This window comes from Acinetobacter sp. BD54 (genome assembly GCF_044778325.1).
Taxonomy (GTDB): Bacteria; Pseudomonadota; Gammaproteobacteria; order Pseudomonadales; family Moraxellaceae; genus Acinetobacter; species Acinetobacter baumannii.
In genome coordinates, this window is the sequence record NZ_JANJEP010000009.1 from 32,045 (window position 1) to 57,048 (window position 25,004).

A 25,004-nucleotide genomic window follows, 5' to 3' on the forward strand; every position below is an offset into this window, starting at 1 on the left:
ATCCACCGCAACAAAATAGCATTTTTATGCTGTAACAAGCACAGTATGAATGTCTAAACTACGTAACAAAGTTTTAGTGACTGGAGTTTTACTGCATATGGTTAAGATTTTTTGCTGAAGTTCTTCGTTTGGAAGTTCTTTAAAAACAATACGACGCTCGATATGTTCTTCATGCTCTCGGTTGGTATGAAAATCAATTTCAACCGAGTACTCACCAAAATCATAACCCTTATGTTTTGCATACATTCTTAAAGTAATAAGTGTACATGCTGCTAGACTTCCGGTAAGCAAATCATAAGGTGCAGGCCCTTGGTCATGCCCTTCTAGCTTTTCAGGCTCATCACAAAAGTATTGATGACGGCCGCTGGTAATTTCACCTTTCCATTGTTCTGCAAGAGGCTTTGCTTTACTGCTCGCAATTACTGCTGTCATTTTGATGCTCTCATTTGATCTGGAAGAACTGGTGCTTCTAAGCGGGCACCCACATAATCTGGAATTTCACCAAAACGCACGTCATGATTAACCCATTGCTCACGTGCTTCTTTTAAATCGTCCATCGTACGTGCAACGAAATTCCACCATAATAAGATCGGAGTTTCAAAAGGTTCACCACCGATTAATAGCACACGGTTCCCTTTCTTTACTTCAATCTCAATTTCGTTCAAACCTGTATCTAATACAACCATATTGTCAGCAGTAAGTTCATGGCCATTCACATGAGCTACGCCATCTAATGCCATAAAACCATATTCAAATTCAGGATTTAGTGGAATACGTGTCTTAGTATCTTGGGTAGCAATGAGATCAACCCCTACTAACGGTGTATGAACCACAACTGGAGAAGTCGTCTCTAAATATTCACCCACCAGTACAGTAAATTCCAGACCGTCTTTTTCAACAACAGGAAGATCGGGATAATGTTCAAATTTCGGATCCATGTTGCGCTTATGGTCCGGTAATGCGATCCAGAGCTGCGCAGCATGCATTTGAGTTTCAGTATCAGGTGCAACCTCGGTATGAGAAATACCATGTCCTGCTGTCATCAAATTTACCTGTTTAGGGCGAATTAATTGCTTTGACCCTAAACTATCGGTATGCATCATGGTCCCTTCAATCATCCAAGTGAAGGTTTGCAAACCAATATGTGGATGAGGTCCTACATCTAAACCATTGCCGGCAGGAAATGTTACTGGTCCTGCATGATCTAAAAAGCACCATGCCCCAATCATTCTTTTTTGTCGACTAGGTAAAGCCCGCTTAATCACCGTCCCCTGTCCAATTTCGGCAGAGCGAATTGGAAATTCCTGAATAAATTGATTGGCAAATTTTTCGCAATCCTTTGAATCCGAAATATCGTAATCGTTATTATTGCTCATGATATTACTCTCTTTTACCTATGCTTGTGCAATGAGTCGTTATACTGATCTTAACAATACACTCATTATTCAATATAGTCTTTTAGTAATACACAGGGTGCTATGAATGAGACAATCAATTTTTAATAATCGAAAATCTAAAGGGATATGGCCAACTTAAGGTGATTGGGTCTTAACTTGTTGTTTTAAATTTTTCATAAATTGTCCAAACTGTGGCAAGAATTCTTGAAACAATGGATGGTCTCGATTCTCTAACATGACTTCACTAAATAACTTTAGACCGACTGCAAAAGACTTTGTGGTTTGATCATCAAAAAATTCTGCTTTCTTTAACTTTTCAACAATCTCAAAAATATCGTCATGATTACCAGTATAGAACTCGAGCCTTTCCGTATAGGTAGAAACTTCCCCTTTGGCATCTTTTAAATGTTGTACCGTAACGTGATATTGATGCTGTTTCATACATAAACCCTCTATTAAAGTTGATAGTTTTTAGATAATTTCAACCTGTTTAAGACCCACCTATAGGCGCCCAATCGCAACAGCAGCCTGATCAATTTTTTCAGCAATTTGATAGATCTGCTCTTGCTTCAACTCAGTGGTATTCAATTTCAAACGTAAAGCCGTCTTTAAGTTTTCCATGGCACGGTGAATTTCGATTAATTGATCATTACTGTGAATTTCACGTCTCAAACGCAATTTCTCTAACAACCCACTTAGCTTGTCTTGGTGTTCATTTAAATAAGCTTCCCCAAATTCCGTAATTTGATATTGTTTATGCTCTACATCTAGCAAGTTAATGAGGTTCATTTCTTCCAGGCTGGTTAAAGTCGGATAGATTGTTCCTGCACTTGGCGTATAGCCATCGCCTACCAAATCACTTATTTCTTTAATAATTTCATAACCATGCTTAGGACTTTGCTGAATAAGATGAAGGACTAAAAGTTTCATACGTCCAGCTTCAAAAAGTCTCCCACGACGCCCCGAACGGTGATGGCCGTGATGATAGTCATTATGTTCAGCATGATGATGTTCTGATTGTTGTCTCATCTTTGGAGGTTCTCTAATACGCACAATTTATAACTATTAAGATATATCTTAATATATCTTTTATCAAGAAAAAGTAATAAAATCTAACCTATTGTTTTGATAATTATTAAAATTAATATTATTTTCTTTAAACACTAAGTAATAAAAAAGAGTGCTTAAGCACTCTTATATAGCCGTATCTTTAGTAAAGACGGTAAAAAAGCCAGAATCTAAAAAATTATTATGTGATCAAATTTCTTTTCTGCTCAAACTGCTCTTCAATTTTTGAACTCAGAAAATTAACAATAGGCTGCAAAGCATAATGTTCCTCTTGCCAATTTCGCTTGCCGATTTCCCCTCTATATTCCTGTATAAGCCGCTGCAATACGAATTTCTGCTCAGGAGGAAGCTGAGGCATAACCCATCGAGCTGCATTGTCTTTTGAAGCAATATCCTTCATGACTAAACTAAAATAGATCCGGCATAAAGCTAAAATCTGGTTTCTTTCATCTGCATCCTCATCCCAATGAGCTACAATTTCGGGATACGTATCAGACATTGCTTGCCATAGTTCTTGATCAGAAATTTCAGGTGCCCATTGGTCCAAAGCTGGACCAAATAAAACTGTATGATGAAATCTCGCTTTTCTAAGCAATATACTAATATCTGGGTCTTTCTGCGAACTTAATGTTCCACCTTCTTTAAGTTCTTCACGTAGCCATTCACCAAACTGCATTTCATAACTTAAAGGATAATTTCCAGCCTGAATCTCATCTTTTAATAAAATAGTAACTTCTAATGGTCTTTGTAATTCCCCAACAGGCTGTGAAATTTTTAGTAATTCTTGTGCAAGCTGCTCGCGTAAAGCAGATGTTAATGGTTGAGTAACCACGACCAGAACATCAAGGTCACTTTCTGGCCCTAAGCCACCATCAACAGCTGAACCATAAAGATAGATTGCAAATAATGATTCCGCTAAAAGTTGCTGTAATTTTTCTTGTAGATATTCTAACTGAATGAAATCAGACATCTCTCACCTCCTTCGGAAGAAACAGATATAAAAAAGGCAGGATTTAATCCTGCCTTTTCATTTGATTATTCCCACTCAATCGTTGCTGGTGGTTTAGATGACACGTCGTATACCACACGTGATACATCTTTAATTTCGTTCATAATGCGTGTTGAGATTTTATCAACCAATTCGTATGGTAAATGTGCAAAACGAGCTGTCATAAAGTCAACTGTTTCAACTGCACGAAGCGCAATCACCCATGCATAGCGACGGCCATCACCGACTACACCTACTGATTTAACAGGTTGGAATACAGCAAATGCTTGAGCTGTTTTGTCATACCAGCCGCTGTCACGAAGCTCTTGCATAAAGATATCATCAGCAAGACGAAGAATATCTGCATATTCTTTTTTCACTTCACCCAAAATACGAACGCCTAAACCTGGGCCCGGGAATGGATGACGGTAGATCATGCTATGTGGCAAGCCAAGTGTAGTACCTAATTTACGTACTTCATCTTTAAACAAGTCACGTAAAGGCTCAACCAATTCAAATGCTAAATCGTCTGGTAAACCACCCACATTGTGGTGAGATTTAATAACGTGTGCTTTACCTTGTTTGCTTGCAGCAGATTCAATTACGTCTGGGTAAATTGTACCTTGCGCCAAGAATTTCACGCCATCAAGTTTACGTGCTTCTTCAGCAAATACTTCAATAAACTCACGACCAATAATTTTACGCTTCGCTTCAGGATCGGTAACGCCAGCTAGAGCATTTAAGAAGCGCGCTTCTGCATCTGCACGAATAACACGAATACCCATGTTTTCAGCAAACATTTGCATCACTTGGTCACCTTCGTTTAAACGAAGCAAACCATTATCAACAAATACACATGTTAATTGATCACCAATCGCTTTGTGTAAAAGTGCAGCAACAACAGATGAGTCAACACCACCAGAAAGGCCTAAAAGTACTTTCTCATTACCAATTTGCTCACGTAACTGCTCTACACGCAAATCGATGATGTGTTCAGGTGTCCAAAGGCCACCACATCCACAAATTTTGTGAACGAAATTAGAAAGTAGCTCTTCACCTTTTGCCGTGTGTGTTACTTCTGGGTGGAACTGAACACCGTAAAAACGGCGTGTTTCATCACTTACAGCAGCAACTGGACAGCTTGGTGTGCTTGCAGTAATCGTAAAACCTTCTGGAATCTGGCTCACTTTGTCGCCGTGGCTCATCCAAACGTGTAGTTGGTTTTCGCGGTCTTGTAAGTTGCCAATAAGTTGGTCACGTTTAACGATATCAACTTCGGCATAACCAAACTCATGTACAGTACCCGGCTCAACTTTACCGCCTAACTGTTCAGACATGGTTTGTAAACCATAGCAAATACCCAATACTGGAACGCCTAATTCAAACACCACTTGCGGTGCGCGAGGGCTGCCCTCTTCATGCACACTCTCAGGTCCACCTGATAAAATGATACCGTTTGGCTTAAAAGCACGGATGTCTTCTTCAGACATATCAAAGGCATACATTTCAGAGTAAACACCAGCTTCACGTACACGACGTGCAATGAGCTGACTATATTGAGAGCCGAAATCCAGGATCAGGATACGATCTTCAGTAATTTGAGTATTGGTAGTCATGACAAACCACTAAATGGCAAAAGAATTAAGCGCGCCATTTTAACATTTTTCACGCTTCGACGCACCGCAAATCATCATATATCTTATTTTTTTCATATTAGAATCATTTTAATAGTTAGAATAATCGATATAAAATATTATTTATTTATATTTATCAATACCATAAAAGTTACTTTAGAACTTCATGCACATTGATAAATTCATCACATTCTATGCAACATCATAATGAATTTGATGTTAAGATGACCCGATAAAACAGGCATTACCATGGAAAGGTAAATACCATTAAGCGATATTTGTCTGACCTTAAACAGTTATCCGTTTTTTATGGCTTGTTGCCCCATATCAAAATCAATAGAAATCTAAGGAACAACAATGCTTCAAACTATGATTGCAGATTTCCAGCAACATTTTTGGTTGTATGTCTCTATTCCTTTCATGAGTGGTTTAATTGGCTATGTCACTAAAGTGATTGCCATTCAAATGATGTTTTCACCACTTGAATTTAAAGGTATTAAACCGTTTTTTGGCTGGCAAGGTATTGTGCCTCGTAAAGCCGAAAAAATGGCAACGACTGCTGTAGAGCTTATGACGGCTAAGCTCATTAAGCCCGAAGAAATTTTTGCTCGCCTTGACCCAAAGCGTATTGCTAAAGAAATTGAAAAACCATTAATGGCAGCAGCAGAAGATATTACCCGTGAGGTTGCCCAAGAATATCAACCAGGCTTATGGGAAGGTATGCCTGAGTTTGCCCGCCAAAGACTGATCCGCAGAGTGCAATCAAAAGCCCCGGAAATTGTCGAGCACATCATGAGTGAAGTGCAACGTGACGTAAATCGATATTTTGATATTAAACATTTGGTCATTAGTAATTTACTTAAAGACAAACGCCTACTGAACAATATTTTTAAACGTGTAGGCAAACAAGAGTTTAAGTTTTTCAGTAACGTTGGTTTTGTATTTGGTTTTGGTATTGGTGTAATCCAGATGCTCTGCTGGATTGTCACACAAGGAAAATATCCTTGGATGCTACCTCTGTTTGGCGGATTTGTAGGTTTTTTTAGTGACTGGATTGCCCTACAAATGATGTTTAGACCCCTCTATCCGAAAAAAATATTGGGCTATACATGGCAAGGTCTATTTATTAAACGTCAAAATGAAGTGGCAGCTGACTATGCAGCTTTAATTTCCAAACAACTTTTGACTTCACGTCATATGATGGAAGAGTTGTTTTCAGGTACACACTCTGCACGTGTTATTGAGCTGGTTAACCGTCATGTCAAACAGGAAATTGACATGCAAGCAGGTGTAATCCGCCCACTCGTTGTTTATGCAATTGGTGGAGAAAAATACCAGAATATGAAAACTCAGGTTGCGGAACGTATCATGCAGCAACTTCCAGAGACCATGAAATATGTTGAGTCTTATGCAGAAGATGCCATGAATATTCGCAATACCCTGATTGAGCGTATGCAGAAATTAACGCCTTCGGAATTTGAAGGTATGCTACGTCCAGCCTTTAAAGAAGATGAGTGGGCACTCATTGCAGTAGGCGCGGTACTTGGTTTTGTTGTTGGTGAGCTACAAATCCAGTTTATGCTTTAATTTTTAAATATAAAAACCGGATGAATGAATCATCCGGTTTTTATTTTGCTTTAGATATTATTTTTCAATTGCATGGTCGAGGCTAATACGTCCAGCACCATGAAGCATCAAGAAAAATAAACCACCTGCCATTGCAAGATTTTTCATAAAGTGGATGCCATTGTTATATTGTGCTGCTGCATCAGCCCCACCTTGGTGAAATAAGAACGCAGTTAAGATGCTAAAGATCCCAAGACCAAAAGCTGCGAAACGTGCTTGGAAACCAAATAACAACGCTAAACCACCACCGAACTCAACCAGAATAACTAATGGTAGAAGTCCACCTGGAACACCCATTGCTTCCATATATCCTGCAGTTGCTGCATAACCGGTAATTTTCCCCCAACCAGCAGCAAGAAAGATATAAGCGATAAGAAGACGAGCAACAAGGCTAATAAAACTGTCTGCGCCTGGTTGCGTCACGATATTTTTGACCACCACATTTGGATTAAACATATTGCCACCTTTATTTAATGCTTATTTGTTGATGAACTCATTCTAGGTTTGGGACATTGATAATTAAATACTCAAAATCCATATATATCGTTGCACAAATAGGATGATCAATTTGTATATTTTTGATGTTTTATACTGACTTTCTATAGGCTCGCTGCTAGGATTTGAGCACGGTTTACCACTTAATCATCTCATGGAACTTCTTGATTTTATTCTACACGTTGATCAGCATCTCGCCGAATTTATCACAAATTACGGGACGTGGATTTATGGCATTTTATTTTTAATTATTTTTGTCGAAACCGGTTTAGTGGTTATGCCGTTCTTACCGGGTGACAGCTTACTGTTCGCAGCAGGTGCTTTAGCGGCTTCTACAGGCACAATGGACCCTTGGTTACTGGGCATTCTACTCTTCATTGCCGCGGTTTTAGGCGATACAGTGAACTATCATATTGGGCGTTTTATCGGTCCACGCGTATTTGAGATGAATTCACGCTTTATTAATAAGCAACATTTAATTAAGACTCAAGAATTCTTCGCTCGTCATGGTGGCAAGACTATTATTTTTGCACGTTTCATTCCATTTGCTCGTACCTTTGCACCTTTCGTTGCTGGCGCTGGCAGCATGAATTATAAGTTTTTCTTAACTTATAACGTAATTGGCGCATTCTGTTGGGTAGCTTCTTTTGTCACTTTAGGCTATCTCTTCGGTGGACATCCACTTGTAAAAGATAACTTTACCCACCTTATTTTTGGCATCATTATTATTAGTATTTTACCGGGTGTGATCGGCTTCATACGTCAAAAGCTAAAAAATCGAAAAGCTAACGTTTAAAAGAGCAATTAGAAAAAACGGAATACCACCGGAAGCATACATAAAATAAGTAACATGGCCGATCCTTTATATAGATGATCGGCCTTTATTTTTTTCATTGATCCCGTCAATAAAGCACGTCCGAAAAACATCCAGAAACTTGCTGCTGGAATAAGAATCAAAGTAAAAGCAGCCAGAACCATGAGAAAATTCTCAGGCGAATTCCATGTTTCAGCGGGGAAAATACCTGCGGCAAAAAGTAAAGACTTAGGATTTTTTAAAGTTGAGAAGAATAATTGACGTGGGCGAATATTACGATGATTTTGACTAAATTGTTGTAAATGCGTGGTTTTCCATAAACGGAATGCCATCCAGAATACATATAATACGCTAGTGATGTGCAAAATAAGCAGTAGTGCAGGCCAAACCGGATCTGCCAAATGAATGAACACTGCCCAAAAACTAATGCCATAAGCGTAGCCCAACCATTCCATTGGAATAAGCCAGAATGTTTTAGATAAACCTTGTGAGTGAGCGGCGGTTGCAAGTAATGCGTTTGTCGGGCCCGGAATAAGTAAAACAGCCAACATTGCTAATACAAAAAACCAGCTCTCAATCATATAATTTCCACATTAGTAAAGATGCGGCAACATTAAACGAAATGGGCAAAATATAGCAAGTTTAGAGCGTATTCCGATTAGAAAGAATACAAGTTATTCTAAGGCTTATTTTTAAAAAATTATTGATTTATAATAATTTTTTTATGAAACATTTTGCTAAACTTTATTCATCACAATATGCAATTAGTTAGCATATTGTGATGCAAAACTGATGATTAATTCGTCTTTTTCCGAACAATAATTGGACAATTCTTAAACTGAGCAGCCTGAACAATGGCTTCTTGTTGACCTAATACACGTGAAAGTTCGGTGTTTTTGGTTGAAGAAGATTGTCCCATATTGACAGAGATGGATGGGCCGAATCCCCAACCGCCTCGTCCCCAGCCACCGCCAAGCCCGAGTCCAACACCCATACCTGTACTTTTTGGTGTCTGTACACCATTGTCGATATATTGTTGAATACGGTTATATTCACTTTGTAGCTGCTGGCAACTCAAAGATTGGTACTGCGTCGGAGACACATAAGTCGGTTTTACCGTTGTAGCACAAGCGCTCAATAGTAAAGTGGCCGCTGCCAAAGGCACAATATATAAGCCTTTCATCATTTTTCTCTTATCGTTTTGGTTCAATTTCGCTGAACAATGCCTCATAAGACTGAGTCAATTTGTGTTCTGGCGCTAAGTGAGCCAAAGGTAAATTTTTCTGATGTGATTCTTTCATCAAAATCGAAGGCGGTAACATGCTATTGAGCACGGGTAACCCTTCATCTTTTAACTGTTGAACCACTTCCCGAGGTAGTTTTGCTTGGGACTGGAACTGATTCACCACAATTCCTTCAATTTCCAAGCGATCATTATGATCATCTTGCGTTTCGAGAACATTTTCAATCAATGTTTGTAAAGCACGCTTTGAAAAGACATCACAGTCGAAAGGAATCAGAACCTTATCTGCTGCAATTAATGCAGACAATGTGAAAAAGTTAAAGGCTGGAGGTGTGTCAATATAAATGCGGTCATAGCGCCCAACCAAGCTTTGAATAGAGTCACGCAATTTATAAATTTTATGTTTGCTTTCAAGTGCATGTTCAAGAGCACCGAGCGTAGGGCTAGCCGGAAGCACATCTAATTTTGCAAAGGATGTAGAGTGTATAAAACTGTCGAGATCTTTGTTGCGTGGAGCTTTTAGAATTGAGCCCAGTGCGTTCCCAATTAAACCTTTTTGTTGATTATTTCCCAACACATCTTCAAAGAAGTTTTCAATATTTGGTTCTAAAACTGCTTTATCAGCAGCGTATGTTGCTTCTTCACCTAAAAGGTATTGGCTTGAGTTGGCTTGAGGATCAAGATCGATAACCAAGGTCCTTAAGCCATGTTTGGCACTAATGGCAGCCAAATTTACAGTAATACTTGATTTCCCTACACCGCCTTTTTGGTTAAACACCACACGAGTTAGCATGTTTCCCTCTACATATTTTTTTACTGTATGCAGTTTAACCTAGAGCTTACGCAAAAAGACAAAGAATGTAGAACAATTAAGCAAAAACAGGTTTCACTATTACCAAAATAATAATGGCGACAAATGCGATTGCACTAATGACCAAACCCGCACGGCGCTGAGCTAGTAAAATAGTGTCATCCTTTTTAAAGGCTTTCATTAAAGATGATAAGAGCACTAAAAATAAGATAATTTTAGCGTAGAACCATGGCTGGACCTGAAAGTTCTTCATCACCAGTAAAATTGCTCCGGTAATGAAAACCACGGTAAATGACAAATGCTGTAAAGCAACTAAAGCTTTACGCCCTGCTGGGTTAGGTTGTTCACCTTGTACACCAATAAATAGTGTAGAAGCGCGTAATACAAAAACCATAAGTGCGGCTGCTACCGCAGTCATATGGATAATTTTAGTGAGTAAATGTGCATCCATAAACTAAGCCCTTAGCTTTTAGGTGCATGTGCACATTCTGGACTCGCTGGCGCTTGGCCTTGCCACTCACTTGGTAAATAAGCGTGGATTGCTAAAGCATGAATTTGTCCTGGATTCATTAAATCAGAAGCCAAGGCATAAACTTTTTGATGACGTTGAACCAAACGCAAGCCGTTAAATTCTTCACTCACCACAATCACTTTAAAGTGGGATTCTTTACCAGGAAAATAACCACCGTGGCCGGCAGACTCATTAATGACTTCTAAATGGCTAGGTGCAAGGGTCTGTAACCGTTCAATCAACTGTTGTTCAAGGCTCATAGCTTTTCCTTTTACGATTATTCGTATATTTAGACCTAGTATACCCTGTCTACACACAAACAAAAGTTGCTCTTGTACGCTTTGACTTCAAACAAAATGTCTATTTATTCGGCAACTTATCAATAAAAATAACTCTAAATGCTCATTTCTGTTTTTATTTTATGCAATCAGCATAATTATTTGCATAAAGTTGTTGACCCTTGTTTTGCTTAATGTATTATAAGCGGCACGCGGGAATAGCTCAGTTGGTAGAGCATAACCTTGCCAAGGTTGGGGTCGCGAGTTCGAGTCTCGTTTCCCGCTCCAGATTGGTTTTTTTTGAGAAAGTTTTAGTAAAAACTGCTCATACATGCGGGAATAGCTCAGTTGGTAGAGCATAACCTTGCCAAGGTTGGGGTCGCGAGTTCGAGTCTCGTTTCCCGCTCCAAATTCAAAAGGCACTTATCGAAAGGTAAGTGCCTTTTTCTTTTGATCTGTTTATATATTTAGAATTTCAAAATCACTCATTGCCTTGATTTAAGTTAGTTATGTTCGCAAGGTTCTAGAGTTATTCGATGTGTAGATATATAAGGTAATAATTGAAAACAATCTATATTAAAGCTTTCTAGGCAATGACTCTGCTGTAAACATAGGGAAAAGATAAAACTATAATTATAGATATAACTTTTAAAATGATACTGCTCGGTTCTTTGAACATCATTCTTGGTTAAATCGCAAAATTGTATATGTTCAGGTGATACATGAAAGTTGAGCTTCTTTAAATGACGGCTCATTCCTTCACCAGTACATTTAATATAGGATTCTTTTAAGGTCCATATTTGAAAAAAACGTTGATATACACTAGTTGGATTAGTCCATTCATTTTGCTGAATCCATTCAATTTCACTTGGCGCTAACACGCTATCGACACGCCTCCATTCGAACTCATGGTTCATTCTTTCAACATCGACTCCTATTTCTCCTTTTTCTGTCACAGCAAAGACAATAAGGTCCGCTGAGTGACTAAGATTAAAATAAATAGCCTTATTGCCTCGTACAAATGGTTTGCCGTTAGGTTGTAATTGAATGATGACCTCATGGGGTGAGATACCCAACTTATCTGATAAAACAGACTTCATTAACACACGAGAAATTAAGAAAAGTCGCGCTACATGAGGATGATATTGATCATATCTCAGCTTTTCTGCCGCATTGAGAAAGCTGAGATAATGACTCAATATGAGATGGTTGTCTGGTACCCGTGAAACTGGGCAAACATAAACCTGTACGTTCGCTACATCAGACATCACTAAGCTGTGCTGTAGTGCTGATGTACTTTGTCAGAACCGGTGTAAGGTAATCATAAACCGCTTCTACATGGGTAACGTGTGGATTATGACCTGCGCCAGCGATGATATGTACAGGAATCTCAGGACTGATTGGAGTAACAATTGGATCTTTCTCTCCCACAATAATCTCGATTTTAGATCGAAGCTCAGAAAGCAAAGCTGTCTGTGCTGCGCGCTGCTGCGGCAAATTAATGTGATGCATGTACTCACTAATATGCTTAGACACTGAAATGCGGCGTAGTGAATCCATCGCATATCTCACTGACAGATTTTGTTGCCCCTCTGGATGTAAATCTTTAGCAATCACATCTTTCGGCACAAAACGGAAAATGAGTTTAGATATCGCTTGTATCTGAAACATTTTTGCAGCCTGTGCCTGAACAAAATAAGGTGATATAAGGATAAGGCGTGCAACTTTATCTGGATATTTCTTTGCAAGATTTAATGCAAAAAGACATCCTAATGAGTGGGCAATCACCACACTATTTGGTGCCAAAAGCTCTGCCGCAGTATCAATAAATTGATGGTTATTATCTTCCATCATTTCATAACTACCTGAACGCCCAAGTCCCGGTAAGTCCATCATAGCGACCTGATCATAAGTAATTTTATTGATGATTGGAGACCAACATGCACTATCAAATGGAATGCCGTGTAAAAATAATGCAGAAACTTTTTCTGAACCAACTGGCTGTTTAGTATAAATTTCTATCCAATAGCGGTTCTGATAGCTAAAAGAATTAGGTGTTGGTACTTGCATACGACCAAAACGTGTAAACACCAAGCGATCAATCCAGCGAGAAAAATAAGGCATGATACTGATCAGGTCTGCGATGCCCATCTTCGCCGCCATCGCCTCTGCCCCAGCAACATGGTAGTGCTCGGTAGAAATGAAAGAAAGTTGCTCTTTAGAACCGTCAAGTAATACCTCTGGTAATTTCTCGAGCAAAACTTTAGGTATTTGTAAATGTGGTGAGCTAACTCCCAAATGCTCAGCAGCTAGGTGAACTAGGCGATGAAATTTGGGTGTCGCAGGATCAAGCAGCATATATTCCTGAGCAATAGTTTCAGGATAAGACATCGTTCGGATCAAAAAGCTCACGATATACTGCATATTGCATAGTGGCAGGAATGTGTCACGGCCACCAGGTAATGCCAGTAAACGTCCCTGATAGAGCTTATCAATCATGTCAGCAATACCGATATATTGCATATCGCCATAATTATAAAAACCATCAATGACTGTGGCTGGATTTATTGCAGTCCATGGCACATTTAAACGCTTACAGGCCTCAATGAAAGCTTGATGCCCTAGAATTTTTGAAGCCTCATAACCACCATGTTTGCAATACAACTCATCAGCCGATTCTTGCGGCGGCGCAGCCACACGATACCCGCCAATCCAGATAAATCGCTCAAGCTGCTTCAATGTTGCAGCCCATTCAATTAACGCCAGCCCTGACTTAATATTGGTACGCTCAGCTTCAGCTTTGCTAATGCCCCAATTAAATGATGCTGCGAGATGATAAATTACATGGATTTTTGTCTGGGCGTCCGATAATAGAGAGTCCAGCTTAAAATCGCGGCTTAAATCATATTCGACAAACGAAATAGACGGATCGACCAGTCCTTCTGTTGCAATGAAACCTAATAGCTTATCTTTCTTGGTTGCGGCATTACGCAGCGCAGCAATCACCTGATGACCTTCACGCAGAAGTTCAACGATCAATCTGCTGCCAATAAAACCTGCTGCACCTGTTACTAATATGGTCTTCCGTGAAAAATTATCTTTTTTTGCGTTATTTAAATTATCCATAAATCACCTTATTAGGTGCTGGGCACTCCAGCATTGTTTTGAAGCGAGTTATCTTAAAAGTTATATCGAACCTGGGCATACACCAGACTGTTATCTCTAAATTGTCCTAGTACCGTATCATTTCTGCCCCAGAAGCGATCTCCGCCTGCATTCAACTGCCAGTGATCATTGAGGTTGTAGTTAATACGTACTCTCAACAATTCATTAGGCTCTGGTGCAAAATAGAATCCTGTAAATTCTAACTTTAAATTGTCATTCAATAGGTTAAGCGCATAACGCAGCATAGCTCCATACTGATCTTGCTCATATTGATCACTAATCGTTTGCTGATAACGGTAGACTTCTCTCACTAATGGATTTGTTAGGTTATCGGCAGATTTGAAGTCCTCTGTATGCTTGTACACGCCTACTAAACTCAGCGTAGAATTTTTTAATGACCATTCCGGCCCCATAACCACAGTTAAATTATTTTTCTTATGGATAAGATCTTCGCTACCATTCGAGTCAGTCTTTGTATATGCAGCTTCACCGCGCCATACGAGATCGTTATGGTTATAACTGAAATCAAACCCATAGACAGACATAGGGTTATTTTTCAGTTGCAATGTGGCCTCCCCGGTTGGAGACGCTGAAAGAACTGACAGATCAGGCATATGATCTAAACCTGAGAAATACGACGCCCCTACATCTAGACCATCTACGGAATAATCCCAACGCATTGCAAATGCGGGACGGCTCTTACGGTCTATGTCATACTGAACACCAGCAATCTGACGCAATGGAATCACATCTGAACGACTACGCGGATACCACAATGCCGTCCATTTATTGGTTCCAGATTCAGGAATATAAGTCAATTTGAGTGCATCATTTCCTAGACGTTGATCTGTCTCATCTGGTACTAGACGCGTATAGTCACGGGGCGATAGGTTATCCGTTGGGTTAATCCCATCAGCTCTCCCCCAAACTACAATCTGACGTCCTAAGTCGAGATAAAACGTCTGATCCCAGTTATAAGAGGCATACAACTCACGTAAGTTACGATTTACCTTACTCACCTGATCTGGGTTTACAGTGTGGTCCGTTTCGTCTGAAACCACTATGTCGTAATGCAGCTTAAATGCAGGGTTAAATTTGAGTGTACCATTGGACCAGAAACTTGCTTGCCCAATGTTTTTTAACGAACTTAAATCACGATCTGATGACCACACATCGAGTCTAGCTGAGTTTTGGCTCACAAAACTCATTTCGCTGTCATCTGCATAAGTATGCTGCAGTAGCATAAAGCTACTGCAGCATACAAATACCCAATAGGCACCTTGCGTCATTTCTCAAGACTCTGCGGTGAGAAAAGCTTATCGGACAAGGTTTTTTCTGCCGCAAAATCATTGACGATCACTTGCGTCATATGTTGAGTTTGCAGATTCTTCGCCATAGATTTCATGGCTTGCCATCTTGGTTTCACTTTGCCGTAAGGACGGATATCCGTGAACTCAATGTGTTTTAATGGCTTGCCTGCTGTATCCCAAATGTCGATGGTTGCTGTAACAAAGTTGTCTTTGAGTATGCACATACGACGTTTGCTATAACCAAAGTCACTCTTCACCGTATTATTGATTGGTGTTGCTTCAATCATGTAGCAATCTTTGCCATTAAATTTGCCATCTGCAAGTTTCGTGTATTTCCAGTCACTGAGCTTATAGCCAAGGACATCACCATAACTAAAGTCCGTACCAATAAAAGCATCACCTTTATTCGCTGAGGCAAGACGGCGTACTTTTTTCAATGCAGGTAAATAGACGAACATGCTATCGCTGCCTTTTGCATTTTCAATTAACAGTGTCGTGGTTCCTTGGACATCTGCTGGCGAGATAAACTCAGTCAAACGCATGTTGTTCTGCGTATTTCCAGCAAGCTTAGTCATATTTTTAGTTAAACGTACACGTTGCTCGCCATTTTTAGAGGTCAAAATAAATTTGGCACTAGCCGTTGAAGACAAGAACTTAGAGGCATCATCACTACGATTAACAATATCTTGAACTTCATCTGCATGAGATGTTTTAGGCATCGATATTGTGAGCGCTGTACCCAACAAAAGGCTTGTCACCACGGTTTGCGCAACAGGTATGCTCTTCTTCTTTGAAGAAAAGATAAAACGAGGTTTTAATATTAGAATCATTGTAGGTACCATAATTAAGGTTGCAAATACACTGAAAAGCATCGCAATCACAATAAACATCGCGAGCCATTGATGGACGTGAAAGCCTTGTGATAAGGACAATACGCCATACCCACCAGCAACCGCAGTCGCGACAAAAAGAGATGCCTTACCAGCAGTACTTAAAGTTTTACGAATAGCGTCTTTGATATCACCGCCTTCTTCGAGCAAGATTTCACGCAAGCGGTAGAGGAAGTAGATGGCATAATCCGCACCAATACCTACAGCCATGGCCGAGATGAGAGAGTTCGGAATATTGAGCGGAATGTCGAGCCAGCCCATCACGCCAAAGATGGCAAGAATTGAGAACAGAAGTGGAGTCAGAACAATCAGTCCAGCTGAAATCGAACGGAAGACCAATGCTGAAATAAAGAATACGGCAAATGAAATTTGTAGAATGTTCATGAGCTTGCCGTGAACCATCGTTTCAGTCAAAGCAATGGTCTGCGTTACATCACCACCAAAACTTACTACAGCTTTATCGCCCAATTGACCCGCCATATACGTTTTTAGCGACTCAAGGATTTCTTTAATGCGATGATTACTGCCAGTTTTCAGAAGAATCGTGATCTTGGCATAGCGCTGGGTGGTATCAATGTATGAATCAAAATCAGTCGGCTCACCAGACATTGAATACAGCAGCAGATACTGAGCAACGACATCTTTGGTTGCAGGAACCTGAAATGCTTGCGGCTGATCAGCATTCATTGCCTGATTCATTCGTTTGATATAGTCCACGATAGAGATGGTTTTACCGACCTCTGGAATTGAGTTCGCGAACTTTTCTGTATTATCAATCGCTTTTAAGATTTCAGGGTTTTCAATACCATCACGAACCTTCGTATCAACCATAATATAAAGGCTGTTTGTGCCACCAAGAGACTGATTCAAGAATCTGTCGTCTTGTTGCATTGGTAAGTCGCGAGAGAAGAAATTACGGCTATCGTTATCCACCACAATACGGCTCGTGCCGATAGCAAGTAAGACGCCCATTGCCGCAATCGCAGTCATTAACATCATTCGTGGACGAACTGACAAAATGACATCACCAATACGGTTTGGAATCCAATCCCAAATTGGCAAGCCTTTACGTTTGACCTTCACAACCGAAGGTGGTGGCAACATTGAGCGGAGTGCCGGAATAAAAGTCATCTCAATCACCAGCGTACTGATGATCCCGATCCCTGTAAAAATACCGAATGAACGAATCGTTGGAATGTTGAAAGTCAACAGAGAGAAGAATCCAGCTGCTGCAATACCACCAGCCAACACCATAACCGGACCCATACGAACCAAAGACTGCACTACAGCTTCGCTATTGGCAGCTTTAGGCTCCATTCCTTGGGCAATCAGACGATCAAAATCTTCATAGTAGCGCTTGAGCAACTGCACGGCGTGCCCTGCTGCAATCGCTAGAATCAGAATCGGCGTAGGCGAGTTAAAGATATCCATCGGCTGTTTGAACAGGCCCATCATGCCCATACCCCATGCCACAGCCAACAAAGCTGTAACGAGTGGCAGAATCAAACCTTGCTTGCTGCGGAATGCTTCAAAGTGCAATAAACCAATCACCAATACGGCAATCGGGAACAAGATATTGATACGCTTAGAGTAGTCTTCAGCTTTATCCAGATACACAGGATTGCCACCGACACTGATGGTCATATCTTTAGATTGTTCGCTTTCTACGATTTTATTAATCGGGCCCATCATTTTCTGGAAGCCCTCTGGACTTTCCTCAAGCTCAAGCAAAATCGCAGCAGTTTGTTGATCTTTAGATACCACTGAATTCATATAGGTTGGATTCAGTGCCAGCAGTTTTTTCAGGTGATCGATATCTTCTTGAGTGACTGAACTACTCGGCAATAGTTTCTTGGCATCGAACCCTTCTGCATTCGCCTCGATACCTTTTGCCTGACGTGCAGCCAGACTCATCATCGTGGAACGGACCACGCCCGGTGCATTATCAACTTCTTCGGTAATGCGTTTGACTTTCTCCAATACTTGCGGCTGATAAATATCACCCTGCTTCGGAGTAATACCAATCACGACCATATATTTGGAGCCGAATTTCTTTTCAATCAGCTTGGTCGAGGTGATGTAGGGATGCCCTTTAGGTGCAAGTGCATCTGGGTCAATAATAATTTTTACACCAGATGCCAGATATGCCAGAGCAAGTGTTAAGAGCATCACCACAGTCAAGACAATACGGCGGTGGCTAAGAATCCAACGCGCGTATCTCTCCATCATTTGTTGAGTCTTATGAGGTGGTTTATTGGTTTCGAGAGTTGGTTTATTTTCATTGCCAACCGACTCATAGGCTTCACCCTTCTGAGCCAATGCTTGAAGATTGTCGACATCTTTTTTGAACTGGGCGAGCACCATCTTTTTTAGCAGTGCTGGCGGCAATACACCAAAAAAACTACCTGGTTCAGCTTCAAACACCCATTCAATCCACGTACCTTCCGGATGTGGTTTGAAACGGTAAGTACCTGTGTAGTGAAAGGGCCCCTCCACTACTTTAAACGCATACAATTCGTTCGGTACCAGATGTGTAATTTCACCTTTAAAGGACATTTCACGACCAATAAAGCTAAAACCGATTTCGTACTTACTACCCACACGCGGAGTACTGTCTAGCAGTTCAGAATGTTTACACGACAATTGCCAACCTGCATCATTGGCCGGGTTTGCAAGGTAAGTGAAAACCTTGTCAATCTCGGCCGGTATGAGGAAAGCATGTTCTATGGTCACCATAGTGGTTCTACCTTCTTATATTTCTTATGCAGGAATTGGGTACATCTGATCAATGGTATGGGCTACAGCCACGACATTCTCAGCGTACATAATTGATGAGTGGTCACCAGGCAAATCGACTTGTGTCAACGTGTCTTTGACTAGTTGATCCCAACCTAGACTTTCTCCAAAGTCTTCCTGCTCATCTTTGGCCTTGACCAAAAGGATTGGAAAATCTTCAGGTTCTGGGAAATAGGTCTGGAGTGCGATGCCATTCGCCAAATAAGTATCAAAGTAAAGTCGGAAATCTGATGGGTCTGCATCGAGAGGCAGAACATTAATGGCTTTAGCTTCTTTAAGTACATGATCAAACATTTGATCTGGACTCAACTCACGCAAATATTGCGCTGGGATCGTCAACTTTTTGCCATAAGGTGCAGCCAAATCACGGGCGAACCAAGACAAAAGCATGGCATCGTCGGCATCTTCAGGTACATTTTCTGGAATTGGAGCACGCGTATCGATCATGACTATTCCTGTGACCTGTTGTCCCATTTGACGCAACTGACGGCTAATCTCGTAGGCAATCGCACCACCGAAACACCAGCCACCAAGGAAATAAGGTCCTTGAGGCTGCATCTTTTGCATTTCAGCAATATAGAGCGTCGCCATTTCTTCAATCGCCACTTCCGCAGCATCTGCCTCAATCAGTCCAGGAGACTGAATAGCACGTAGTGTACGGTTCGGATTAAGATGACGCGAAAGTTCCATATAACAGAAGGTACTGCCACCAATCGGATGGAACAGCCACAGCGGTTGCTCATAGGTTCCACGGCGCAGCTCAATTACGATGGATGGTTTAATTTCTTTATTTTCACGAATGATCTCACCCAGACGTTCCACAGTGGAGTACTGTGCCAACAAAGCAACTGACAGTTCGGTACCAAAAGCCTTTTTGAGATGGTTGACAAGCTTCACAGCTAATAGTGAATGCCCACCTAGTTCGAAGAAATCATCATGTATACCAACTCGCTTGACCGACAAGATCTGCTCAAAGGTAGTACACAGTTCGATTTCAATCGGATCACGCGGTGCAACATAATCATTGCTCTGCTCAAAGATCGGCTCAGGAAATGCCTTACGATCCAACTTCTTGTTGGCCGTCATTGGAAACTCATCCAATCGGATAAACGCACTTGGCACCATATAAGCTGGAAGATGGATTTGCAGGTTCTTTTTTAAACCAGCAATATCAAGCTCTTGTCCAGTTACATATGCCACCAGTTTCTGGTCGTTGTCACCTGTAGTTTTAACCAGCACTACTGCATCTGTGATACCGTCGATCTGTTTGAGGACATTCTCGATTTCACCTAGTTCGATACGGAACCCACGAATCTTGACCTGAAAATCCAGACGTCCGTGATGAGTCAGACGTCCATCTGTACGCAGGCAGACTTTATCCCCTGTACGGTAGAGTCGACCGGCATTTGGTAGAGATGGCAATGTTCTAAATTGTGCATCTGTCAGTTCAGGGCGTTGCCAGTAATCAACTGCCAGACCATCACCGCCAATCCAAAGCTCACCCATAACGCCTGGTGGAACTAAACGCTGCTGCTCATCAAGGACATAAAGCTGGGTATTCGCCAGTGGTTCACCTAAATCAATATACTTTGCATCAGTGATACGAGCCGCACTAGACCACACTGTAGTTTCGGTCGGACCATAGACATTCCATAGACAACCGACTTTACCGAGCAGTTTTTCTGCCAGAATAGTATCTAACGCTTCGCCTCCACAGAGTGCTGTCAATCCCGCATTGCCGCTCCACTCGCTGTCTAAGAGCATTTTCCAAGTAGCCGGTGTTGCCTGCAGGACATTGATAGACTTAGCATTTAGATAATCCACCAATTGATTGCCATCTTGTGATACTTCACGTGGGCAAACATGGACCACACCGCCGTACATCAGCGGAATGAGTAATTCAAGAATTGAAATATCAAAGGCATACGTGGTAATTGCTAATAGCTGAGTTTCAGTCGTTACTTGCAATCTATCATTCATAGATAGCAAGAAATTGATAATTGAAGGATGCCCAATACGGACACCTTTAGGCTTACCTGTCGAGCCTGATGTGTACATCACATAAGCTATGTCACCAAAGGCAAGCGTCTCGCGCACTTGTTCAAGTGCCACAACACCAGCTTGATTGATATCTAAGCGAGGCACAGAAACGTTAAGAGCATCCATTAACTCGGTTTGAGTCAAGATGACTTTAGGGTCGGCATCTTCAATGATGTTCTGTAGACGTTCAGTTGGGAAATTAGGATCCAGTGGTACATAAGCTGCACCTGCCGCCCAGATCCCAAGGATTGCTGCTGGCAATAACGCTGTGCGGTCTAACATTAGACCTACACGATCGCCCTGAGTAATACCGTGTATACGTAAATATTCAGCAATACCAGCAATATGTTGACCTAACTCACGATAGCTAACCACATGATCGTTTGAGGTCAAAGCATGATTGTCACCACGCTCTTCAATCTGCTTTAGAATCATTGCGAATAGATCATATTGAGCATAATCAGTCATCTTTCCACGGAGGGCCTCGAACTGGATACCATCTTTATAATCAGGTGCGATATCTAGCTCAACAATCTTGCGTTCAGGATGGGCCACCATCTCTGCGAGTACAGCTTTCAGCAGTTGCACCATATTCTCGGCAGACTGTGCAGAAAATAGATCAGTGTTGTATTTCAATACGCCAACGAGTTCACCTTGATATTCACCGCCCATTTCCAGCGTAATATCCAACTGTCCTTCTTGCTGGCGAACCGGAAAACTTCCTAATGTCAAATCTTGTCCAACCAAAGTAGCTGGAGTCTGAATTGGTAGGAGCAGTTCTTTAAACTCATCCATACCACCTAGACGTTCCCAGAACATTCCTATCTGAGCCAATGGATTAATACTGCCATCACGCTTTGGTGAGACAGCTTCAACTACTCTAGAAAAGGCAATTTTTTGATGTTTAAGGCTTTGTCTTAATTGTTCCTGAACCTGCTGCGTAAATTGACGTAAAGTCTGGTCAGCATCGATGTCTATGTGAATAGCAATCGTGTTGACAAACTGCCCCAATGCATTGCGTAAAGAACGTTCAAGTCGACCTGCTACGGGCGTAGCAATCACTAGATTATTTTCATTAGAGAGTTTGTGTAGCAGAACATAAAAGCCAGATAGCACAAGCCCGAACAATGTGATCTCATAATCTTTTGCTAAGTTTACAAGGCCAGATGACACTGACTCAGGCACACGGAAAACCAGTGAGCTACCTTTATGATGCTGTACGGCTGGACGAGGATAATCAAGTGGAATGCTATGCACATGTGGTGCATGCTTCAGTGCATTTTTCCAGAAAATTAAGCTCTCATCAGTATCATCAATCACGCTGCTCTGCTGCTTATCGGCATACTGTGCAAACTCGATTCCGTTCACTGCATCCGACTCTGCAACGATTCCAAAACGTTTACTGACATCTCGCAGCAACAAACCAATTGACCAAAAATCCATGAGCGCATGATGAATCACAAATGCGATCACATAATGATTTTGACCGCGTTCATAACAATGAATACGCCACAACGGTGGCTGAGTCAGGTCAAATGGCTGCTTGGTGTCCTGTTCAACCAATTGCGTCAAATCAGAAGCTTCAATATGACGAGCATCAGAAAAGATGATATTTGGATATACGCGATCCCAGATCAGTTGCTCAATTCCCTGATCATTGGCAGGCATACTTACACGTAGTAGCGGATAATCATGCATTACCGCTTCTAGTATCTCTATTGGCTTGTTACCCAATGACTGGTTGACCTTCACATCAAAGGCCACCACCATATTGTAAGCACTGCAAGTTGGCTCAAGACGCTGGATATACCAAATGCCAAGCTGCTCTGCAGAAATCGCATGACGCGACAGAACTTCCGGTTCTAGTCGTGCAAGGTTGTTCATGAAGCAACTCCCTGCTGCAACTCAGAAACAAGATATTCAGCCAACGCATTGATTGTTGGGTAATCCCATAATAGTGTTGGCTCAAGTTCTAATTTCGTCAGATCTTCTAAATCCCCAGAAACAGACAAAGCAACAATCGAATCAAGACCATAACTGGTAAATTTTTGATCTGGATCAATCGTCTCAGGCTCTACGCGCATCTCTTTAGCGACTAGCGTACGAATGATTGCGCTCCAGTAAGCTTTATCTTTATTCATGGGGTAATCTCCTTTTTAACCGGTTTGGCATCACGCGGTGCCAGTGCAAAATCGATGACAGATAACATGTGATTGGTTGAAATTCGGTCCAGCAGATCTGCCAATGTGCTTTCACGTAGTGACGTCATAGGAGGAGCTGTCTGCCCTTCAGCAGCATTTAAGAAAATGATCAGCCATGCACCATCCTGTAAAGCAGGCCTTAAACCATGGCGGTTAAAAACCCAGAAACCCAACACAGCAATACGAGCGAATAACTCGGCGTAGTCACGGGCGAGACTGAAGCGCATCGTTTCAAACTCCTTGCTTTGCTCAGAATTTGAAAAGTAGTCCTGAATTTTTTGATCCAATGAACGCTGTTCAACAAGAAGCTGGTTTGCTCGCTCATGTAGCGTAGCTAGCGTCTCAGCAGACAACCCAACTGTGACATTAGAGTCGTTGAGCATTTCGATGATTGTTTCGAGTGACTCCATCACCAAGTCACCATCTCGGTTGAAAATCTCAAGCTCACGGAAATCAATAGCACCTGTCTCTACCTGTAAGTCATATAACTGGCGATAGCGTGCTTTCGCTTCAGCTTGATTGAGATGGTCGGCTTTTTTGCTGCGCCCTTTATTGGCAGATTTGAGCTGAAAACTCAGACTGTCTAGGCAGACGGTGCTACTACCGTCAAACACACTGACAATCAGATGGTCCCTGAATGCTTTCTGGAACATTCCATCTGCATATGCATTTCTTAAGAAAAAACGTGACCCAAGCACTGAGGATGTGATTTTGGCAAGCGACTCTACATATTCAGGCACCAGTACCTTGACGATTGGTGACCATGTACTGAATTGATTGATACAAACGTGTAACCCTCGCGCACCAACAAGTGATAACACCTCCGCTGCTAAAAGGTAGGCATAAGCTGTAGCGAGTTGCTCACGTACCAACGGTATGCTTATTACTTTTTTGTTATATAACTCGCGTTCAATCGCAAACTCGGTTGCGATGCGTAGCATCGTATCGCCGGCACCTAGAGAGAAACTACTGCAATATGCACGTGTTACCTGTAGAGTTTTGAGTCCAAGTTCTAACCCCTGGCCTTCTTCACCGATTAGGGCATCTTTATGAATTTCAGCGTTATTAAAACCAATACCGCTGATATCTAAACCACGCATGCCCACTGTTGGCAGGCGGTTCAGGCTATACGTACCTTTAGAAGCCATATGACGCTTATCGAGCCAGAATGCACTCAGGCTACGGGGTCCACGATCATTTGACGTTTTAGCGATTAGACTTAAAGAGTCACCTAGAGTGGCGCGATTGATCGACCATTTCTCGCCATTTAAGACGTACTTACTGTCGGAAGGTTGCGCAGTCACTTCACTAGATAACAGGTCAGCACCATGCGCTTTCTCACTATAAGCCAGCGCTGGAGCAGCACCACTTAAAATTCGATTAGCGATGTTTTGGCATTGGCTCTCATTACCACCGATCCATACGATCACAGACCAAGCATTCGTGCTATAGGTCGAATTGATGGTCAGATCGCGTCGTGCCAACACGCGATGCAGATATAACAACTCTTCACCAATTTCCATACGGCCTCCAAGCTCTGAAGGCACATAGAAACGGTTCATACCCACCGCATTCAGAAAATCAACAGCTCGCTGTGGATATTGCTCTTTCTCATCACGCTCGATAGCTGCGGACCAAGAAAAATCATTATTGGTATCATGTACGGAGCCTAAAATTTGCTCCAGACGAGCGGCAGATTGAAACTGCCGCAAATTGGACGTAAGTGACATGGATTTT

Annotated in this window: 21 protein-coding genes and 2 tRNA genes; 4 read left to right on the forward strand and 19 right to left on the reverse strand. The window is 41.5% G+C overall.

The features are described from left to right. Positions 1-24: 24 nt before the first annotated feature. The 6 genes from NQ782_RS14630 to guaA form a co-directional block, all read right to left on the reverse strand. Entirely contained in the window at positions 25-432 is a 408-nt protein-coding gene (locus tag NQ782_RS14630) for an OsmC family protein (protein ID WP_000127662.1), read from the reverse strand. Next, positions 429-1,376, reverse strand: coding sequence for a pirin family protein (locus NQ782_RS14635; protein ID WP_000069626.1), 948 nt, complete (start codon positions 1,374-1,376; stop codon positions 429-431). Before NQ782_RS14635 ends, NQ782_RS14630 begins: the two co-directional genes overlap by 4 nt. Positions 1,377-1,532: 156 nt before the next feature. Then, positions 1,533-1,838 (reverse strand): DUF3861 domain-containing protein, encoded by a 306-nt coding sequence (locus NQ782_RS14640; RefSeq protein WP_000809281.1) that lies wholly within the window; start codon positions 1,836-1,838, stop codon positions 1,533-1,535. 60 nt (positions 1,839-1,898) lie between these two features. Next, a complete protein-coding gene (locus tag NQ782_RS14645) occupies positions 1,899-2,426 on the reverse strand; it encodes a PadR family transcriptional regulator (RefSeq protein WP_057093202.1) in 528 nt (175 codons plus the stop codon). A 220-nt stretch (positions 2,427-2,646) separates the two neighbouring features. After that, positions 2,647-3,435, reverse strand: coding sequence for an ANT(3'')-II family aminoglycoside nucleotidyltransferase (locus tag NQ782_RS14650; protein WP_057094580.1), 789 nt, complete (start codon positions 3,433-3,435; stop codon positions 2,647-2,649). Positions 3,436-3,500: 65 nt separating this feature from the next. After that, positions 3,501-5,069: a glutamine-hydrolyzing GMP synthase gene (gene guaA / locus NQ782_RS14655; RefSeq protein WP_000210750.1), complete on the reverse strand. Its 1,569-nt coding sequence runs from the start codon at positions 5,067-5,069 to the stop codon at positions 3,501-3,503. A 387-nt stretch (positions 5,070-5,456) separates the two neighbouring features. On the opposite strand from guaA, the gene NQ782_RS14660 reads away from it, so the two are divergent. Further along, entirely contained in the window at positions 5,457-6,674 is a 1,218-nt protein-coding gene (locus NQ782_RS14660; protein ID WP_169518027.1) for a DUF445 domain-containing protein, read from the forward strand. 57 nt (positions 6,675-6,731) lie between these two features. Here NQ782_RS14660 and NQ782_RS14665 read toward each other — a convergent pair whose 3' ends face one another. Beyond that, entirely contained in the window at positions 6,732-7,169 is a 438-nt protein-coding gene (locus NQ782_RS14665; RefSeq protein ID WP_000483007.1) for a DoxX family protein, read from the reverse strand. Between the two features lie 193 nt (positions 7,170-7,362). Between NQ782_RS14665 and NQ782_RS14670 the strand changes: the two genes are divergently transcribed. Further along, entirely contained in the window at positions 7,363-8,004 is a 642-nt protein-coding gene (locus NQ782_RS14670; RefSeq protein WP_000421344.1) for a DedA family protein, read from the forward strand. 8 nt (positions 8,005-8,012) lie between these two features. Here NQ782_RS14670 and NQ782_RS14675 read toward each other — a convergent pair whose 3' ends face one another. The 5 genes from NQ782_RS14675 to NQ782_RS14695 all read right to left on the reverse strand — a co-directional run bounded on the left by NQ782_RS14675 (position 8,013) and on the right by NQ782_RS14695 (position 10,847). Continuing rightward, entirely contained in the window at positions 8,013-8,603 is a 591-nt protein-coding gene (locus NQ782_RS14675; RefSeq protein ID WP_000573143.1) for a LysE family translocator, read from the reverse strand. A gap of 215 nt (positions 8,604-8,818) precedes the next feature. Further along, the gene (locus NQ782_RS14680; protein ID WP_000677531.1) at positions 8,819-9,205 is read right to left on the reverse strand and encodes a hypothetical protein; all 387 of its coding nucleotides are present in this window, start codon (positions 9,203-9,205) and stop codon (positions 8,819-8,821) included. Between the two features lie 10 nt (positions 9,206-9,215). Further along, the gene (locus NQ782_RS14685) at positions 9,216-10,058 is read right to left on the reverse strand and encodes a ParA family protein (protein ID WP_057094582.1); all 843 of its coding nucleotides are present in this window, start codon (positions 10,056-10,058) and stop codon (positions 9,216-9,218) included. Between the two features lie 76 nt (positions 10,059-10,134). Continuing rightward, positions 10,135-10,527: a SirB2 family protein gene (locus tag NQ782_RS14690; protein ID WP_000338675.1), complete on the reverse strand. Its 393-nt coding sequence runs from the start codon at positions 10,525-10,527 to the stop codon at positions 10,135-10,137. An 11-nt stretch (positions 10,528-10,538) separates the two neighbouring features. Then, positions 10,539-10,847, reverse strand: coding sequence for a BolA family transcriptional regulator (locus tag NQ782_RS14695; protein WP_000051228.1), 309 nt, complete (start codon positions 10,845-10,847; stop codon positions 10,539-10,541). A 230-nt stretch (positions 10,848-11,077) separates the two neighbouring features. On the opposite strand from NQ782_RS14695, the gene NQ782_RS14700 reads away from it, so the two are divergent. After that, positions 11,078-11,153: transfer RNA gene (locus tag NQ782_RS14700), tRNA-Gly, on the forward strand. Positions 11,154-11,198: 45 nt separating this feature from the next. After that, a tRNA-Gly gene (locus NQ782_RS14705) sits at positions 11,199-11,274 on the forward strand. A 94-nt stretch (positions 11,275-11,368) separates the two neighbouring features. On the opposite strand, the gene NQ782_RS14710 is transcribed toward NQ782_RS14705, so the two are convergent. The 7 genes from NQ782_RS14710 to NQ782_RS14740 are packed head-to-tail and all read right to left on the reverse strand — an operon-like array spanning position 11,369 to position 24,979. Then, positions 11,369-12,133 (reverse strand): 4'-phosphopantetheinyl transferase superfamily protein, encoded by a 765-nt coding sequence (locus NQ782_RS14710; RefSeq protein WP_001286036.1) that lies wholly within the window; start codon positions 12,131-12,133, stop codon positions 11,369-11,371. Then, a complete protein-coding gene (locus tag NQ782_RS14715; RefSeq protein WP_057094402.1) occupies positions 12,126-13,991 on the reverse strand; it encodes an alpha/beta fold hydrolase in 1,866 nt (621 codons plus the stop codon). Before NQ782_RS14715 ends, NQ782_RS14710 begins: the two co-directional genes overlap by 8 nt. A gap of 53 nt (positions 13,992-14,044) precedes the next feature. Continuing rightward, entirely contained in the window at positions 14,045-15,319 is a 1,275-nt protein-coding gene (locus NQ782_RS14720) for a DUF1302 family protein (protein WP_002059317.1), read from the reverse strand. Further along, positions 15,316-18,966, reverse strand: a complete 3,651-nt coding sequence (locus tag NQ782_RS14725; protein ID WP_057094400.1) for an outer membrane lipoprotein-sorting protein — start codon at positions 18,964-18,966, stop codon at positions 15,316-15,318. Before NQ782_RS14725 ends, NQ782_RS14720 begins: the two co-directional genes overlap by 4 nt. 24 nt (positions 18,967-18,990) lie before the next feature. Then, entirely contained in the window at positions 18,991-22,950 is a 3,960-nt protein-coding gene (locus NQ782_RS14730; RefSeq protein WP_057094398.1) for a non-ribosomal peptide synthetase, read from the reverse strand. Further along, entirely contained in the window at positions 22,947-23,207 is a 261-nt protein-coding gene (locus NQ782_RS14735) for an acyl carrier protein (RefSeq protein ID WP_001030690.1), read from the reverse strand. Before NQ782_RS14735 ends, NQ782_RS14730 begins: the two co-directional genes overlap by 4 nt. Then, positions 23,204-24,979, reverse strand: coding sequence for an acyl-CoA dehydrogenase (locus tag NQ782_RS14740; protein WP_085947910.1), 1,776 nt, complete (start codon positions 24,977-24,979; stop codon positions 23,204-23,206). Before NQ782_RS14740 ends, NQ782_RS14735 begins: the two co-directional genes overlap by 4 nt. Between the last annotated feature and the right edge of the window lie 25 nt (positions 24,980-25,004).